This is a genomic window from Haloechinothrix alba, from assembly GCF_900188115.1.
Taxonomy (GTDB): Bacteria; Actinomycetota; Actinomycetes; order Mycobacteriales; family Pseudonocardiaceae; genus Haloechinothrix; species Haloechinothrix alba.
The window spans coordinates 50,090-66,337 of sequence record NZ_FZNW01000013.1 but is presented as its reverse complement, the minus strand read 5'-3'; the positions used below and the strand labels follow the sequence as shown (position 1 = coordinate 66,337).

Annotated in this window: 16 protein-coding genes; 8 read left to right on the top strand and 8 right to left on the bottom strand. The window is 69.0% G+C overall.

Features of this window, described 5'->3' with window-relative positions; translation table 11 throughout:
• Positions 1-10: 10 nt before the first annotated feature.
• A complete protein-coding gene (locus CHB84_RS13880) occupies positions 11-994 on the bottom strand; it encodes an ABC transporter substrate-binding protein (RefSeq protein ID WP_089302022.1) in 984 nt (327 codons plus the stop codon).
• A gap of 45 nt (positions 995-1,039) precedes the next feature.
• Entirely contained in the window at positions 1,040-1,843 is an 804-nt protein-coding gene (locus CHB84_RS13875) for an ABC transporter ATP-binding protein (RefSeq protein ID WP_089302021.1), read from the bottom strand.
• A gap of 68 nt (positions 1,844-1,911) precedes the next feature.
• Here CHB84_RS13875 and CHB84_RS22415 point away from each other — a divergent pair, with 68 nt between their 5' ends.
• Positions 1,912-2,205 carry a hypothetical protein gene (locus tag CHB84_RS22415; RefSeq protein ID WP_141134689.1) on the top strand — a complete coding sequence of 98 codons (294 nt, stop codon included), beginning with the start codon at positions 1,912-1,914 and terminating at the stop codon, positions 2,203-2,205.
• Here the strand turns inward: CHB84_RS22415 and CHB84_RS13870 are convergent.
• Positions 2,122-3,600 (bottom strand): MFS transporter, encoded by a 1,479-nt coding sequence (locus tag CHB84_RS13870; RefSeq protein ID WP_089302020.1) that lies wholly within the window; start codon positions 3,598-3,600, stop codon positions 2,122-2,124. The genes CHB84_RS22415 and CHB84_RS13870 overlap by 84 nt on opposite strands.
• 72 nt (positions 3,601-3,672) lie before the next feature.
• Between CHB84_RS13870 and CHB84_RS13865 the strand changes: the two genes are divergently transcribed.
• Complete coding sequence (locus CHB84_RS13865; protein ID WP_089302019.1) at positions 3,673-4,611, top strand: LysR family transcriptional regulator; 939 nt, start codon at positions 3,673-3,675, stop codon at positions 4,609-4,611.
• Between the two features lie 41 nt (positions 4,612-4,652).
• On the opposite strand, the gene CHB84_RS13860 is transcribed toward CHB84_RS13865, so the two are convergent.
• The gene (locus CHB84_RS13860; protein ID WP_089302018.1) at positions 4,653-5,678 is read right to left on the bottom strand and encodes a TerC/Alx family metal homeostasis membrane protein; all 1,026 of its coding nucleotides are present in this window, start codon (positions 5,676-5,678) and stop codon (positions 4,653-4,655) included.
• A gap of 325 nt (positions 5,679-6,003) precedes the next feature.
• Here CHB84_RS13860 and CHB84_RS13855 point away from each other — a divergent pair, with 325 nt between their 5' ends.
• Positions 6,004-6,264: an antitoxin gene (locus CHB84_RS13855; RefSeq protein ID WP_089302017.1), complete on the top strand. Its 261-nt coding sequence runs from the start codon at positions 6,004-6,006 to the stop codon at positions 6,262-6,264.
• 27 nt (positions 6,265-6,291) lie between these two features.
• Here CHB84_RS13855 and CHB84_RS13850 read toward each other — a convergent pair whose 3' ends face one another.
• Positions 6,292-7,641: a DUF2252 domain-containing protein gene (locus CHB84_RS13850; protein WP_089302016.1), complete on the bottom strand. Its 1,350-nt coding sequence runs from the start codon at positions 7,639-7,641 to the stop codon at positions 6,292-6,294.
• 137 nt (positions 7,642-7,778) lie between these two features.
• Here CHB84_RS13850 and CHB84_RS13845 point away from each other — a divergent pair, with 137 nt between their 5' ends.
• Positions 7,779-9,458 (top strand): alkaline phosphatase D family protein, encoded by a 1,680-nt coding sequence (locus tag CHB84_RS13845; protein ID WP_089302015.1) that lies wholly within the window; start codon positions 7,779-7,781, stop codon positions 9,456-9,458.
• Here CHB84_RS13845 and CHB84_RS13840 read toward each other — a convergent pair.
• On the bottom strand, positions 9,424-10,797 hold the full coding sequence (locus CHB84_RS13840; protein WP_089302014.1) for a S1C family serine protease: 1,374 nt from the start codon (positions 10,795-10,797) through the stop codon (positions 9,424-9,426). The two genes, CHB84_RS13845 and CHB84_RS13840, sit on opposite strands and share 35 nt — an antisense overlap.
• A gap of 80 nt (positions 10,798-10,877) precedes the next feature.
• Between CHB84_RS13840 and CHB84_RS22935 the strand changes: the two genes are divergently transcribed.
• Together CHB84_RS22935 and lexA are read left to right on the top strand one after the other, a co-directional pair.
• Positions 10,878-11,039 carry a hypothetical protein gene (locus CHB84_RS22935; RefSeq protein WP_176439954.1) on the top strand — a complete coding sequence of 54 codons (162 nt, stop codon included), beginning with the start codon at positions 10,878-10,880 and terminating at the stop codon, positions 11,037-11,039.
• A 51-nt stretch (positions 11,040-11,090) separates the two neighbouring features.
• Complete coding sequence (gene lexA / locus CHB84_RS13835) at positions 11,091-11,753, top strand: transcriptional repressor LexA (RefSeq protein ID WP_089302013.1); 663 nt, start codon at positions 11,091-11,093, stop codon at positions 11,751-11,753.
• 70 nt (positions 11,754-11,823) lie between these two features.
• Here lexA and CHB84_RS13830 read toward each other — a convergent pair whose 3' ends face one another.
• Both CHB84_RS13830 and CHB84_RS13825 read right to left on the bottom strand, forming a co-directional pair.
• The gene (locus CHB84_RS13830; protein WP_089302012.1) at positions 11,824-12,729 is read right to left on the bottom strand and encodes a LysR family transcriptional regulator; all 906 of its coding nucleotides are present in this window, start codon (positions 12,727-12,729) and stop codon (positions 11,824-11,826) included.
• A gap of 132 nt (positions 12,730-12,861) precedes the next feature.
• On the bottom strand, positions 12,862-13,617 hold the full coding sequence (locus tag CHB84_RS13825) for an SDR family oxidoreductase (RefSeq protein ID WP_089302011.1): 756 nt from the start codon (positions 13,615-13,617) through the stop codon (positions 12,862-12,864).
• Positions 13,618-13,840: 223 nt separating this feature from the next.
• On the opposite strand from CHB84_RS13825, the gene CHB84_RS13820 reads away from it, so the two are divergent.
• Positions 13,841-15,016, top strand: coding sequence for a low temperature requirement protein A (locus CHB84_RS13820; protein WP_089302010.1), 1,176 nt, complete (start codon positions 13,841-13,843; stop codon positions 15,014-15,016).
• Between the two features lie 26 nt (positions 15,017-15,042).
• On the top strand, positions 15,043-16,236 hold the full coding sequence (locus CHB84_RS13815) for a low temperature requirement protein A (protein WP_089302009.1): 1,194 nt from the start codon (positions 15,043-15,045) through the stop codon (positions 16,234-16,236).
• Positions 16,237-16,248: the final 12 nt, after the last annotated feature.

Genomic DNA, 16,248 nt, shown 5'->3' with positions numbered 1-16,248 from the left:
GTCCCCTCCGTCACGCGTCGAAGGCGGCCGCGGTCTCGTCGAGCAGGTGCATCGCCGAAAGCGGCCCACCGAAGACCCAGGTGCCGGGATCGAGCGCCCGCACCCGATCCTCGGCGACGAACGGCAGGTCCGTCCACACCTCGTTGTCGGCCAGGGCGCCGGTGAACGGGTCGTCCTGCTCCAGCGCGATGTAGAGGAAGGTCGCCTCGGAGTCCACCTGGGTCAGGCTCTCGACACCGACGGTGGTCATACCCCAGTCGTCCGGTTCGCCGGACCAGCCGTTCTCCAGACCCACCGACTCGATCAACGTGCCCGCGAGGGACTCGCCGGTGAACATGCGGATGCCGGGCGAACCTTCCGCGGTGAAACCTTGGGCGAGCGCGAAGGTGCTGCCTGCCTCGCCCGCGTCGTCGAGCCTGCCCTCGACCTCGTCGACCTTGTCGTCGAGGTCGGCGAGTACCTCGTCGGCCTCGTCCTGCTTGCCGACCGCCTTGGCCAGCTCACCGAAGTCCTGCCGCATCGTCTCGAGCGCGGGCCCGTCGGTCGGCTGGAACGCGAGTACGGGCGCGATGTCGTTGAGCTGGTCGAAGTTGGCCTCCAGCCGGTCGAGGTCGGAGACGATCACGTCCGGGTCGAGTTGCTTGATCTTTTCGATGCTCGGCTCCTGCCGCGAACCGACGTCGGTCACATCGTCCGGTATCTCGGCGCCGGGGGCGGAAACCCAGTCGCCGTACGCCTCGCTGTCGGCCACACCCACGGGTGTCACGCCGAGCGCGAGCAGCTCCTCGGTGTAGGACCATTCGAGGGACACCACATCCGTCGCGGGCTCGCTCAGCTCCACGTCGCCCTTGGCGGTGGCCACAGTGATCGAACCCGACTCGGCAGTGGTGTCCTCGGCGCCGGGATCGGCGACCGTCCCACTGCCGCAGCCTGCCGACAGTGCCAGCGCGACGGCTGCTCCACCAGCCGTCACCGCACGTACGAGCATGTTCATCTAGTTCCTCCTTCGATTTCCGTCGTTCTACGCCCGAACGACCGGTTACAGCGCGACCGGCGGCCGCTGGGGGAAACAGGTCAGGTACCCCGTGCCCGGGTCACGAACCACGCTGACGCTGAGGCCGAACGCGCGCTCGATGGCGTCGGAGGCCAGCACCTCCTCCGGAGGCCCCGACCGCAGCACCGCGCCCTCGGCGATGACCACGAGCCGGTCGCCGTACGCGGCCGCATGCATCAGGTCGTGCAGCACGACGCCACACGCGATGTGATACTCGCGTGCCAGCCTGCGCACCACGTCGAGCACGTCGAACTGGTGCCGCAGGTCGAGATAGGTGGTCGGCTCGTCGAGCAGCAGTATCCTCGTCCGCTGCGCAAGCACGGTCGCCAGCCAGGCGCGTTGCCGCTCGCCACCGGACAGCTCGTCGAGGCACTTGTCGGCGAGCGGCTCGGCATCGGTGACGGACAATGCCCACCGGATCGACTCGCGGTCCTCGTCCGTGTGCCTGGCGAACGCTCCGCGATGGGCGTAGCGCCCGTGCCGGACGAGCTCACGGACGGTGACGCCCGCCGGGACGTGCGAAGCCTGTGGCAGGAAGGCCAGCCGTTGCGACAGCGCACGGCGCGACAGGGAGTGCAGCGGGGCGCCGTCGACGTGCACCGCGCCGTCGAGGGCGGGCAGCAGCCCCGCCACCGTCCGCAGCAGCGTCGACTTGCCACAACCATTCGGCCCGACCAGCACCGTGACCTCGCCGGCAGGCAACGTGAGATCCACGTCGTCCACGACACGGCTCTTGCCGTACCCAGCGGCGAGCTTGTCGGTCGCCACCCGCACATCACCAACAGTCACAGAACACCTCCCGCGGTCACCGGATAGTGACCCTACCGCATTAGGTAAACCAAACCTAACTACGAGAAGTGGGCGAAGCAGTTGCCCTGATCACATCCGGGGGACACAGCACTGTCACCTTTCGCCGTACCGGGCCCGGCGCCACCCGGCCGCTGGTGTCCTATGCGGTAGGCACGCACGGGCTCGGCCCGGAGTGCGCGCCGTCGTACCTGATGGCCAAGGGCGAGGAGTCCGAGTACGGCTTGTTCGAGCGCTTCGCCGAGCAACACGGCCTGGACCTACCGTTCGACGGGGAAGAGGCAGCCGTCGTCGTGCTCGCCCTTTCCAACGGGCTCGCGATGGAGTCCAGTCTCGACGAGTAGTCCGTCCCCGAGGACCTGTTCGGCCGCGTACTGGCCACACTGGCCGGACAGCGCTGAAGCGCGACCGGGCGAACGGACGTACACCCGCGGCCAACCCGTCTCCCGCCGGTTGAGCGGGCCGCGGACACGCCGGTTCCGCACCGACCCTGACCAGGCGAGTCGCCGGCCGGGTGCACGGTTCGCGACCACGACGGCGACACCGACGAACGGGACGAGGACGGCCGCGGCGGCGCTGAGCCAGGACACCGCGGTGTGCAGGGGATACCAGAGAGTCAGCAGCCCGACCGCGACGGCCGGGCCTCCCGCGCCGCAGTAGAAGGCGATGTACAGCGCTGAGCTGATCTCGCCCCGCTTGCTGTCGGGTGCGAGCGCACCGACGGCAGCGGCGGCCCCGCCATAGGCCAGTCCGTGTCCGATCCCGGCTGCCACGGCCGCGCACACGGTCACAGCCACCGAACTGCCGCCGGTCAATGCGAGGGCGCCGAAGCAGGCCAGCAGGGCTATGAGGCCGGCGAGCTGCGCGCGGTGCGCACCGCATCGCGCCACGACGAGTTGAGCCGGCGCGGAACAGGCCAGCACGGCACCGACGATGCCGCCGATGATAGCCAGGTCGCTGATCCGGGCACCCCGGCTGAGCACGGTCGGGACCACGGCAAGGAAGAGCCCGGCCACGGTCCAGGCGAGAAAGCCGGTCGCCGCTGCCGTGCCGAACACCAGGCGCATACCGCGCGGTATGCGCGGTCGGGTCGGCCGCCATCGACGCGACCGCGACACAGGAGTGGTCAGAGCGGATACGCGCCACCACCCGATCGCCAGCAAGACAAGGTGCACCAGGTACGGCAGTACCCGCGGCGCGGGCGCGTACTGCGCCAACGTACCCGCGGCGATCGGGCCCGCCGCCGTTCCCGCAACGAACGCCACGCTGGCCAGCACCGACGCCCGTAGCCGGTCGCCTCCGGGGGCATGATCGGTGATCAACGCGGTCGCCGCCCCCGTGGCCGCACCCAATGCCAGTCCCTGCGCGGCGCGTCCGGCCAGCAGCCAGCCCGGGCCGTGGGCGAGGGCGAAGCAACCGGAGGCGAGCGCGGCCACCACCAGGCTGGTCCGCAGCACGGCCCGGGGACCGACCGCGTCCGACGCAGGCCCGAACAGCACCAGCGCGGGCGCACTGACCAGCGCGAACATCGCGTAGATCAGCGTCATCGTCAGGTCGCTGAACCCGAAGGCGTGCTGGTAGTCCGGATGCAGCGGGCTGGGCAGGTACACCCCGGCCGTGAGCACCACCAGCAGGTACACCGCCGTGCGCACCTCACGCCTGCGGTCGCGGGTCCGGCGCACACGCCGGATGTGGGAAACGCCGGCACAGCCATCGTCAGAGAACCCCTCGAGCAGCACGCGTCCAGCGTGGTGTCCATGACTGGTGAAGAGAAGCAAACGTTTACGCACGGAACCGTGCAAAATGATGACATGATCGATCCGAAGCTGCGAGTCCTACAGATGGTCGCTCACCACGGCACGGTGACAGCCGCTGCGGCGGCGCTGCACTACACGCCCTCTGCGGTCTCGCACCAGCTGCGGCAGCTGGCAGCCGAGCTCGGCGTCGAGCTGCTGACCCAGTCCGGCCGGGGCATCCGGCTGACCGCGGCCGCGGCCACCGTGCTGCGCCACGCCGACGTGCTGTACGCGCAAGCCGAGCGCGCGCAGGCCGAGCTGGCTGCTACCGCCGACGAGACCGGCGGCTCCATCACGCTGTGCGGCTTCTCCACCGCGGCCACGCACCTCCTGCCTCCTGCAGCGGCTACCCTGCGGGACCGCTACCGGCAGCTGACCGTGCGCGTCATCGAGGCCGAGCCCGCCCGCTGCTTCGACCTGCTACTGGCAGGCGACGCCGACCTCGCACTGCTGATAGCCACAGCCGACACCCCGCCGGCCTCGGACACCCGCTTCGACCAGCAGCCCCTGCTCGACGATCCCCTCGACCTGGTCGTACCCAGCGAGCACCGCCTGACCACCCGCCCCACGGTCACCCTCGCCGACGCCGCCGACGAGCCATGGATCCTGGGACGGCCCGGCAGCACGTACCACCACCTGGTGCTCACCGCCTGCACGGCCGCCGGGTTCACCCCCAACATCGCCCACTACGCCGACGAGTGGGACACCGGCACCGCACTCGTCGCCCACCATTTCGGAATCATCCTCGTGCCCCGGCTCGCCCGGTTGCACGACGACTGGCCCGTCGCACGCATTCCCCTGCACGGCGAACCCGCTCCCGCGCGCCGCATCCTCGCCGCCACCCGCCTCGGCAGCCGCGAGCACCCCGTGATCGCGACCGCGCTGACCAGCATCACCACCACAGCCACAGCACTGCTCCCACCGCCGAGGCGCCCCGGAGAACGCGCGGAATGACGCGGACCACCGCCGGGCACGAGGGCCACCGCGGCGGGCGCCTACCGCCCGCCGCTGCGGCCCGGGCGGGAGGTGTCGGTCTGGGCGGCGTGCGCCCGCAGCGAGCCGGCGTGCGCCTTGGCCGTGGGGTCGCGCCGGGTCTTGATCAGGCTCGCGACGACCACCACGAGCAGAACCACGACGATCACGACGAGGCTGACCGGTGTGGAGATCTCCGGAACGCGCCCGTCGATGTCGACATGGGCCCAGTGCAGGATGAGCTTGACACCGATGAACCCCAGGATCAGCGCGAGGCCGGTCGAGAGATACACCAGCCGGTCGAGCAGCCCCTTGACCAGGAAGTACAACGCACGCAGCCCCAGAAGCGCGAACGCGTTCGCGACGAAGACGATGTAGGGCTCCTCGGTGACGCCGAAGACAGCGGGAATGGAGTCGACCGCGAACAGTACGTCGATGCTGCCGATCGCGATCAGCACGATCAGCAACGGGGTGACCATCCGGCGGCCGTCGACGCGGGCGACGAGCTTCCCGCCGATGTACTCGTCGGTGACGGGCAGCACCCGGCGTGCGGCCTTGACCAGCACGTTGTCATCGACATCGGGGTCCTCGTCGCGGTGCCGGAACAGCTGCACCGCCGTGTAGATCAGCAACAGACCGAACAGCAGGAACACGAACGACAGCAGCGAGAGCAGCGTGGCACCCACCGCGATGAAGAACGCACGCATGACCAGCGCGAGCACGATGCCGAAGGTCAGCACCTTGTGCTGGTGCCTGTCCGGGACGGCGAACGTCGTCATGATGATGACGAAGACGAACAGGTTGTCGACCGAGAGGCTCTTCTCGACGATGTAGCCTGCGAAGTACTCGGTGCCGAACGTGCCGCCGTGTTGGATCGTGAACCAGACACCGAACGCGACAGCGACGAGTATGTAGAACACCGACCAGATCGTGGCCTCGCGCAACCCCACCCGGTGCGGGCGCACGGCTGCCGAGATCAAATCGACGGCGAGTAGCGCGATGATCACGCCGATGGTGAGACCCCAGGTGAGCGGGCTGATGTCCAGCACAGGTTGCTCCGTTTCGATGCCGTTCCGGGCCGGTTGCCGCCACCGCTCCGGCCAAGCATGCCGATCACGGTCGGGCGGGGCCGGCACCACACCAGCGGGCCGACCCGACGTCACCAGGAATCCTATCGACGACGGTACCGGGGTACGCGGCCAGCCGCGCCGGCGTCCGCCGGGCCACCGCCCGGACTCGTGCCGTGACCGCGAGCGTGCATCGGCTTGCGGACTTGACGAGAAGGAGTTGAATGAAGGGTGGGCCTGCTCAGCAGGAACCACAACCCACTCGGCTCCTGTGACCGAGTGCCGCACGCGAGGAGAACCAGACGAGATGGACCTTCGAAAGCTCACACACGCCGCGAAATCCACGCTCCGCAAACACAGCGACAAGATCGACAAAGGCATCGATCAAGCCACGAACTCCGCGAAGTCGAGGTTCGGTCAACACTCGGACAGGATCGACGGCCTGGCCCAGAAGGCGAAGGGGATGCTGGCCGATGAGCCACGCGACCAGCAGGACGGCGGGCAGGCGAACCGCGACGACGACCAGGACCGTCCGGATGGCCGTCACGGCGGTCACGAAGGGAGCTAGTCGGCGGCGGACGCCCCGGCCGCCGTGTCAGTGCGGGCGAGTGGCCGTGACGCCGGGAATCTCGTCATGGCGGAACGCGTCGACGAACAGCCGGTGATCATCACGCACCACATCCGAGTAGTCCCGCGCGAACTCCCACAACCATTGCGAGAAGTCCTCGTCGCGGCCGTCGATGACGTCACGGATGGCGCTTTCGACGTTGGCCGACACCGGCGCCTGGTAGGAATCGAAGTCGGAGACACAGTGTGCCTTGGCGACAGCGCGACCGAGGTAGTCCAGCACGTGCCGGATCTCCTCCGGATCGGTGAGCTCGGTCCAGGATAGATCGCATTCGTAGGGCGAGACCTCGGAGACGACGTAGCCGACGCCACCGATCTCGGTATAGCCGAGCATCGCATCGGCATGTGCCTGCAGCGCACGCTGGGACACCGCCGTCCGCTGGCCGTGGTGCAGGAAGTACCGGCGGATATGCGCATCCGGGACGACCTGCGACAGCGCCGCCACGTTGCCCTGCTTCACCGACAGCAGGATGTCGTTCTCCAGCGCCTCGTTGGCACCCTCGATGAGCACGCTGTACGCGGGTAGTCCCGCACTGCCGATACCGAACCCGCTGCGTCCGACCACATCCTTGACCGTGTACGCGAGGTCATGCATCCTCTTCCCTTGCGGGATGGTCTCCAGGTACCGGTGGAAAGCATCAAGGACGCGCGCGTACTCGCGTTCGTCGAGGCGGCGGATTCCGGGCCCATCGCGGAACCTGCGGTCGTACCCTTCGATCTCCGTCTCCGCATCGAGTAGTGTCTTCCGGCTGTGCAGGCGCGCCCTCTGCAACACTCCGCGAATCGGCCCGTCGGTCGTGGCCAGGTTCAGCGAGAACGCCGAGTCCTGCTCGCCCGCTGCGAACCGGCGTACCTGGTCCAGGTAGGCGTGCGTGGCGGTCCGGACGAACTGCTCGATGACCGCGTCAGGCATGGCCTTGCTCCAGCCCAGCAGGGCGATACTCGCGGCGAATCGTTGCAGATCCCAGGTGAAATGCCCGAGATAGGCCTCGTCGAAGTCGTTGACGTCGAAGACGAGCACGCCCTCGTCGTCCATGTACGTACCGAAGTTCTCCGCATGCAGATCGCCTTGGATCCACACGCGATCGGTCTGCTCGTCGACCCAGGGATCGTGCAGTTGCGTCACATCCGCATAGAACAGGCATGCGCTGCCACGGTAGAAGGCGAACGGCGACGCGGCCATCTTGCGGAACTTCGTACGGAACGCGACCGGGGCCGCCTCCATCAGGTCCGAGAAGGCTTCGACAAGTGTTCCGACGATGCGTCGACGGCGCCGAGCCGGATCGTCGACATCCAGGACACTGGAAAGCTCGATCATGCGCTGATACTTCGCTGGCGAATGGGCGGCGTTTCGCTGCCACAATACCCGTGGACCGAACGGCACCACAGACGATTCCCGCCGCGGCTGCGAGGGCGCACGCGGACCGGTGACACGCAGGCGAGAGGGACCGTGCGATGGCTAAGGCACATCTGGTGTTGGGACCGATCCTGCGGTACGTCGACACCACCTCGGCGACCGTGTGGCTCGAAACCGATCGTTCCTGCATGGTGGAGGTCGCGGGCGCGAGCGCCCCGACGTTCTGTGTCGGCGGGCACCACTACGCGCTCGTCGTCGTGACGGGGCTGGCACCGGGTACGAGCATCCCGTACGACGTGCGCTTGGACGGGACCCGCGTCTGGCCACGGCACGACTCCCGATACCCGCACAGCCGGATCCGGACCCACAGCCGGGATCAGGGCTCGGCGATGCGGCTGCTGTTCGGTTCCTGCCGTTACGCCGCTGACCGGGATGCTCGAGGGCGTCGCACGCTCGGCGCGGATGCCCTCGATGCCTACGCCGTCCGGATGGGCAGCATGCCCGAACCCGACTGGCCCGATGCGCTTCTCCTGCTCGGTGACCAGGTCTATGCCGATGAGACCTCGGAACGGATCCGTCAGCTGATCCGGGCTCGTCGCGACACCACTCGCCCACCCGGAGTCGAGGTCACCGAGTTCGAGGAGTACACCTGGCTCTATCAGGAAACGTGGACCGATCCGGACATCCGGTGGCTGCTGTCGACGGTCCCCACGGCGATGATCTTCGACGATCACGACGTGCACGACGACTGGAACACCTCGCGCGCGTGGCGCCAGCGGATGGCGCGGCATCCGTGGTGGGCCCGACGGGAGTGCGACGCGCTGGTCTCCTACTGGGTGTACCAGCATCTCGGCAACCTCACGCCGGACGAGCTGGCCGCCGACAGAGTCTTCCGGCAGGTGCAACGCGCCGGCCGTACCGGCGACGCCATCGAGGTACTCCGGCGGTTCGCCGAACACGCCGAGACCGAGACCGACGGTGTCAAGCCGGTCCGGTTCAGCTACAGCCGCGACTTCGGCTCCGTGCGTCTCGTGGTGGTCGACACCCGCTGCGGGAGGATCCTCGACGGGCGCAGGCAGATGATCTCGGATTCCGACTTCGACTGGCTCAGCGACACCACGCGGGGTGACTACCAGCACCTGGTTATCGGGTCCTCCCTGCCATGGCTGATGCCGCACGCCATCCACCACATCGAGTCCGCCAACGAGCGTGCCTGCGATCAACGTGGCTGTCGCGGGCTCCTCGCCGAACGCGTCCGGCAGGCCTTCGACCTCGAACACTGGCCGGCGTTCAGGCAATCGTTCGACCGGCTGGCGAGGCTGATCGGGGCGATCGCGCGCGGTGAGCACACCGGGCGGCCACCGGCCACCGTGAGCGTGCTCTCCGGCGACGTGCACCACAGCTATGCCGCCGAAGCCCACTACCCGACCCGCGTGCCGGCCAGAGTGTGGCAACTGACGTGCTCACCGGTGCACAATTCCGTGCCTGCCGTCGTACGGCTCGCCTTCCGGCTCGCTTGGACCTCCGTCGCCGCCACTGTCGCGCGGCGGCTCGCCCGCCGACGCGGCGTCACCTCGTTGCCGTTGCGATGGACGAAGACCGCCGGGCCGTTGTTCCGCAACCAGATCGCTTGCCTCGACATCGACGGCACCGGCGGCCACGTCACCTTTCACCCGGCCGAACCGTCGGCACACGCGCTCACCGTGCCCCTCACCGGAGGGGACCGCTCCGTGAGGGCATCCGCTACCCGGTCTCCACCGGCTTGCCGCCCAGGGTGATCTCCAGCGTGGAGTCGTCCTCGAGGGTCAGTGTGACCGTCTCACCCGGTGTGCGTGTGCGGATCTCGGCGATGAGCGTGTCCGCGTCGCCGGTCCGCCGATCACCGATCTCGGTGATCACATCGCCCGGCTCGAGACCCGCTTCCTCGGCCGGGGTGCCCGACTGGACCTCACGGATCTGGACCCCGCCGTCGGGGGCGTCGCTGACCAGCGCACCGATGTAGGTCTGGGTGGCCTGACCCGTGTCGATGATCTCCTCTGCCGTGCGGCGTGCCTGGTCGATCGGGATGGCGAAGCCGATCCCGACATTGCCCTGCGAACCCCCGCCGAGTGCTTGTCCCGGGCTGTAGATGGCCGAGTTGATCCCGATGACACGGCCACTCATGTCCGTCAACGGACCACCGGAGTTTCCGGGGTTGATGGCCGCGTCCGTCTGGATCGCGTTCAACACTGTCGCCTGGTCGCCCTCGGTACCGCCCGCGCGCACCGGGCGGTCCAGCGCACTGATGATGCCGGAGGTCACCGTACCGGACAGCGCGAATGGCGACCCGATCGCCACGACCCGCTGGCCCGTGTCCAGGTCGGCAGAACGCCCCAGCTGAGCCGGCGTGAGATCGTCGACCCCCTCGGCCCGGATCACGGCGACATCCGTGGTCGGATCGTGGCCCACCAGCTCGGCCTCGGTCTGCTCGCCGTCCTGGAACTGCACCCGGATCCGGCCGGACGTACCGCCGGGCGCCACGACGTGGCTGTTGGTCATGATGTGGCCGTCCTCGCTGATGACGACACCCGACCCACGCCCCGCGCGGCCTTCCGCGGCGACCTGCAGCTGCACCACGCTCGGGTTGACCTTCTTCGCGACGGCTTCGACCGACCCTTCCGGCGCATCCTCGGTCTGCGTACCCGGCGGCTGGTTCAGCCCGCTGCTACCGGCCACGATCCCAGTTCCATCGGCAACCAGATACCCCCCGAGGGCGCCTGCCGCACCCCCGGCGACGAGCGCGATGGCGGTGACGATCGCGAGCAGTGCCGTACTGAACCGCCGTGGACGGCCACCGGCACCGCCACCCGCGGGCTGTGGGCCGGTGGCGCCCTGCCCGCCCTGCCCGGCCTGCCCGGCCTGCACGGGCGGCATCGGAGGCATCCCGCCGTAGGCGGGGTAGCCGGAGCCGTACATCGCGCCGGCCTGGCCCGCCCCGCCCGGCTCGTGCGCCTGCCGCGACCACGGGTCGGCGGCATCCGGCTGGGACTGCCCGGCGTCGTAGGACGCCGCGCCGCCCGGCCACGCGGCTTCGGGACCGGGCCGGTCCTGACGTGCATCCCGATCGTTCTCGCTCATAACCTCACCATGCGACACAGTCCTGAGCGTCAGCTGAGCCCGAGCTGTGTACGCGCCACGAACTCACCAGGGTGTTCCCCGTGCCGCACGATCTCATGCGTGTCTTCCGCCCGCCTTCCGACGTGGCCGGGAGCACGCCGTTCCAGGGCATTCCGGGCAAAGCGGGGCAGTCCGGGCGGGACGAGCACGATCCCGGCCACCGAGCGCCGGACGACCCTCGCAACGGCACCCCGGGCCGTTGACCGTGCGTGCCGGTGGTTCGACCGCGAGTGCTTGCCTCTACCATCCGGCGGGTGACTGCCTACGACGATCTTGATGCCTTCGAGTACCCGGACACCTCTACCCTGCCGCCGCGCCAGCAACACATCCTGGTCACGATCCGGGACTGGGTGGTCCGGTACGGGTACTCGCCGAGCACGCGGCAGATCGGGGACGCTGTCGGCCTGCGCTCCTCGTCGTCGGTGTCGCGACACCTGGCGAGCCTGGAGGAGAAGGGGTTCCTGCGGCGCAGTACGACGATGTCGCGCCCGATCGACGTGCGGGCGTTCCTGCAACCGCCCGCGACGCGTGAGCCCGCCGACGACTCGGTCAGCGTGCCCGTTGTCGGCGACATCGCCGCGGGCGTTCCCATCGCCGCCGAGGAGCACGTCGATGACCTTCTGACGTTGCCCCGCGGCATCACCGGGCGCGGCGACATCTTCGGCCTGCGCGTGCGCGGGGACTCCATGATCGACGCCGCGATCTGTGACGGCGACATCGTCGTGGTCCGCAAGCAGCCCGAGGCGCACTCCGGCCAGACCGTCGCCGCGATGATCGACGACGAGGCCACCGTCAAGGTGTACCGCCGCCGCAACGGCCACGTCCGTCTCGAGCCGCGCAACCCCGACTACGAGGTCATCGACGGCGACTCGGCCGTCATCCTCGGCATCGTCGTCTCGGTCCTGCGCAGCATCTGACCGGGACCCGGCTGCCGAGTCCGCAACTGCCCCCCTCGTGACCGGCGACGCCGCTGCTCGCCGAGGGTCGTCAGCCGTTCGCCGGACCTCGGTCGGCATCGTGCTCGGCGACGGCCTCCAGAAAGGCCTCCCGGGCAGGCGAACCGGCGTGGTCGGGCCAGACGGCGACGAGTGGCACGTGCGTCGGTGGCGTCAGGGTGATCACGTGTGCCGCGCCGCCAGCGGCCGGGCCGGCCTGGGAGGTCACGAACGCGATGTGGCCGGTGCCGACCACCGCCGTCGCCGGCGGCACGCCCTGGAGCTCGGTGCGCTGGACCCTCGGCTCGAAGCCTGCACGCCGGCACGTGTCCACAAGCAGGTCGGTGTAGCCGGACGTGCCGGGCCGGCCCCACACGACGATGGTGTGCTCGGCGATGTCCGCGAAGGCAACGCTGTCGCGTGTGGCCAGAGGATGCTCGGCACTGACGGCGATACGCAGCCGGTGCCAGGCCAGGGTGGTACGCGCCAGCCCCTGTACCGGGCGCATCGCGCGGCACAGCCCGAGATCGAGCCCTCCGTCGAGTAGCCGGTCCAGCAGTGTCCCCGGGTACTCCTGGTGGGGTTCGATACTCAGGTGCGGGTGCAGGGTACGGGCGGTGTGCAGCAGGGTGCCGAGTTCCTCACCGGTCACCGCCGGGGTGTGGCCGAGCCGGAGCACGTCCGGCTCGCCGCGTCCGATGCGCCGGGCACGGTCCAGCGCCGAGCGGGCAAGCCCCCGGAGCACGCGGCCGTCCGCGATCAGCGCCTCGCCCGCGGGCAGCACCCGGATGCCGGTGCCGCCGCGGTCGAGCAGCTCCACACCGACCTCGCGTTCGAGGTTGCGCAGCGACGTGCTCAGCGCCTGCTGTGACAGGTGCAGTCGCGTGGCCGCCCGTGTGACGCTGCCTTCCTCGGCCACAGCGATGAGCTGCTCCAGCCGATCCAGGTCGAGTGTCACAGGACGACGGTAGCCCGAGCCTGCCGGAACGCGCGGGGGAGGTCACACGCGCCGTGGCAGGCCGATCCCCCGGGCGGCGGCCGCGATGGTGCCAGGGGCGGGGTGACCCGCGGGCCACCCCGCCCCTGGCACTCACCGAGTGGTGTAGCCACCGTTCGGGAACACCGTCTGGCCCGTGAACCACCATCCGTCGGTGGCCAGGAACCTGATGATCGGCACGATGTCCTCGATCTGGGTGAGCTGGTTGCCCAGGGCCTGCGACTTGTGGAACTCGACGCGCTCCGGGGTCTCCTGCGGGTGGAAGAACGGGGTGTCCATCGGCCCCGGCGCCACGGTGTTCACCGAGATGCCGCGGTCGGCGAACTCCTTCGCCGCGGCGCGGGTGAAGTGTTCGAGCGGAGCCTTCCCGCCCGCGTAGGTGGAGTAGCCGTCGGTGAACGCCGCGAGCAGTGAGGTGCCCAGGTTGACGATCTTGCCGTTGTCATTGAGCCGCCGCCCGGCTTGTTGCAGGAAGAAGTACGCCGCCTTGGAGTTGATGGCGAACATGGTGTCGTACTCCTCCTCGGTCGTGTCGAGGATGGGTTTGCGCAGCACCATGCCCACCGTGTTCACCGCGACATCCACGCCGCCGAAGGCGTCGATCGCGGTGTCGAACAACCGGCGTACCTCACTGACCTGGGTGAGGTCACCCTGAACAGTGACAGCGCGGCGACCGGCCTCACGTACCGCTTTGGCCGTGTCCTCCGCGTCGCCTGCGGAGTGGTCACCGTGGTAGTGCACGACCACGTCGGCGCCGCCCGCGGCGAACTCCCGGCTGAGCAGCCCACCCAGGTTCTTGGCGCCTCCGGCCACAACGGCCACTTCGTCGTGCAGCGAGTTCCGTGCCATCTACTGGTTCCTTTCCCGGCCGCTGTCGCGATGTGTCGACTTTCGACCGTCACATTAGGGAAGGGAACTTCTCGGGTGGAAACAGAAAATTCCGGTGACTCCACAAACACGATGGGTACCCCCACGTCGGGCGCGCGACGAGCAGGGAAAGGTCCACACATGGCGGCGACCTGCCCGGATGTCACCTCCAGCGGCACCGGCATCGCATTGCTAACCTGATCACATGCCTGCGGAATGCCCAGTACTGCGCGAGCGCCGTGGCGGTCACGCACCGGAAGTGGGCGCGATCGAGCTGTTCTTCGATCTCGTCTACGTGTTCGCCGTCATTCAGCTGTCCCATTTCCTGCTCGAGCACCTCACCGTCGTCGGTGTCGCCGAGACGGTGGTGCTGTTCCTGGCCGTGTGGTGGGGGTGGAACTACACGGCGTGGGCGATGAACTGGCTCAACCCCGAGAACGCCACGGTTCGCGCGTTGCTTGCGCTGCTGATGCTGTTCGCGCTGGGGATGGCGGTGGCGTTGCCGAGCGCGTTCGCAGACGAGGCGCTGTTGTTCGCGACGGCCTACGTGCTGCTGCAGCTGGTACGCAGCGGCTTCATGGTGTGGGCGTGCCGGGGGACGCAGCTCGGGGCGAACTACGCGAAGCTGCTGACGTGGAGCGCGCTCGCCGGGGTGGTGTGGATCGCGGGCGCCCTCGCGGACAGCGACGACCGGCTCTGGATCTGGGCACTCGCCGCCGTGATCGACTACGCGGCTCCGATGGCCCGGTTCGCCGTCCCCGGTTTCGGTACGGCCCCGATGCCGACGTGGCCGCTGCACAGCGAGCATCTCGCCGAACGCAACCGGCTGGTGTTCCTGATCGCGCTCGGCGAGTCGATCCTGATCATGGGGTTCACGCTGACCGATATCGAGCTGACGGCCCCGGTGGTCGCCGCCACTGTCATCGGTTTCGCCGGCCTGGTGCTGCTGTGGTGGAACTACTTCGGTTACCGGATCACGGTCGAGCGAGAGTCCGATCCCGAGGGAGCGCGGCAGACCGAGATCGCGCGGTCGGCGTTCGCCTACGCCCACGCCGTCATGGTCGCAGGAGCGATCGTGCTCGCGGTCTCGATCGAGCAGGTCACCGCGCACCCACTGGACCATCTCGACGCGCCTGTGGTGGGTTGTATCGCGGGTGGTCCGGTGCTGTACCTGGTGGGCAACCTGATCTACATCCGGGCGCGCACCGGGAACCTCGCCCTCTCCCGCGTGCTCGTCGCCTGCCTGATCGTCGCGCTGGCGATACTGGCCCTGACCACCGGGATATTCACACCGATAGCCCTCGCAGGCGCCACCACGCTGTGCATGCTGGGCATGGCCGTCTACTCCAGCGCGATCCGGGCGCAGGTCGGCGTGGCCTGACCGGCCGGTGTTGAACGGAAGTCACGGTGGATAGCGTCCAGATCCCCCACTCGCTGTACCGGCCGGTACGGGCCCGGCATCCGGCCGAGTCGGGTGGCCAGTCATCGCTGGAGTTGCTGTTCGACCTCGCGTTCGCAGCCGCGTCCGGATTCGCCGCCATGCGGCTGACCGGGCTGCTCCACACCGGAATGTGGGCGCAGGCGGTCCTGGGCTTTGCGATGGTGTTCTTCGCCATCTGGTGGGCGTGGCTGAACTTCAGCTGGTTCAGCTCTGCCTACGACACCGACGACGGGCTCACCTGGGCTCTGACCACGGTGCAGATACTCGGGGCGGCCGCACTCGCGGCAGGCGTTCCTGCCGCCGTGGCCGAGCACGATTTCACCGTGATCACCGTGGGATACGCGGTGATGCGGTTGCCGCTGGCCGCGCAATGGTGCCGGGCTGCGGGCGCGGATCCGCCGCGCCGGGCGACCTGCCTGAAGTTCGCCGCCGGCCTCGTCGTACTGCAGGCGTGCTGGCTCGGACGCCTGGCACTGCCCGAGCCGTGGGCGCTGCGCGTGTTCGCCGTGCTGGTGGTACTGGAACTGGCCGTGCCTGCCTGGGCGCAACGTGGCGCTCCGGTCCGGACCCACCCGGCGCACCTCGCCGGTCGGTACGGCCGACTCACCCTGACGGTGGCCGCCCAGGTCATCGCAGCCACGGTATATGCGATCCAGCTGGGCGTCACCGGTTCCACACCGGGCGCAGTGATCCTCGTGGCTGTCATCAGCGCGGTGAGCACGGTGTGCGTACTCTGGCTGTACTACTCCCTCCCGCATGCGCGGCTGGCGGCCGGTCGTTTCGCGCCGCTGTGGGAGTACGGGCACTACGCGATCGTCGGTCCGATCGGTGTGCTCGGAGGCGCGGCACGATACCTCGCCGACCGTGCATCCGCCCTGCCGGGCGATGACGTCGCCGGGCTGCAGCGGTGGGATGCGTTCCCGCTGGCACTGGCTGTCGCGGCGACCCTCCTGGCGATGTGGATCGTGTGCATCGTGCCCGGATGGCAGGAGCTGTCCCGGTGGTCACTGGTGCGCTTCCCGCTCGGGTTCGCTGTGGTCATGCTGCTGGCCGTCGCCGTTCCCGTGCCGCTGGCCGCGGCGGGCGGAATCGTTCTCACCCTGCTGGCGGTGGTGGCCACCGGAGCAGTGCCGGGTGATGGCCATCACCGTGACCGGTAGGCGAGAGGGCGG

What these genes read in the sequence shown, in the direction of transcription:
- CHB84_RS13825 (WP_089302011.1), bottom strand. Translation starts at nt 13,617, where the DNA reads ATGGCACGGAACTCGCTGCACGACGAAGTGGCCGTTGTGGCCGGAGGC.
- CHB84_RS13850 (WP_089302016.1), bottom strand. Translation starts at nt 7,641, where the DNA reads ATGATCGAGCTTTCCAGTGTCCTGGATGTCGACGATCCGGCTCGGCGC.
- CHB84_RS13880 (WP_089302022.1), bottom strand. Translation starts at nt 994, where the DNA reads ATGAACATGCTCGTACGTGCGGTGACGGCTGGTGGAGCAGCCGTCGCG.
- CHB84_RS13845 (WP_089302015.1), top strand. Translation starts at nt 7,779, where the DNA reads ATGGCTAAGGCACATCTGGTGTTGGGACCGATCCTGCGGTACGTCGAC.
- CHB84_RS13855 (WP_089302017.1), top strand. Translation starts at nt 6,004, where the DNA reads ATGGACCTTCGAAAGCTCACACACGCCGCGAAATCCACGCTCCGCAAA.
- CHB84_RS13840 (WP_089302014.1), bottom strand. Translation starts at nt 10,797, where the DNA reads ATGAGCGAGAACGATCGGGATGCACGTCAGGACCGGCCCGGTCCCGAA.
- CHB84_RS13865 (WP_089302019.1), top strand. Translation starts at nt 3,673, where the DNA reads ATGATCGATCCGAAGCTGCGAGTCCTACAGATGGTCGCTCACCACGGC.
- CHB84_RS13820 (WP_089302010.1), top strand. Translation starts at nt 13,841, where the DNA reads ATGCCTGCGGAATGCCCAGTACTGCGCGAGCGCCGTGGCGGTCACGCA.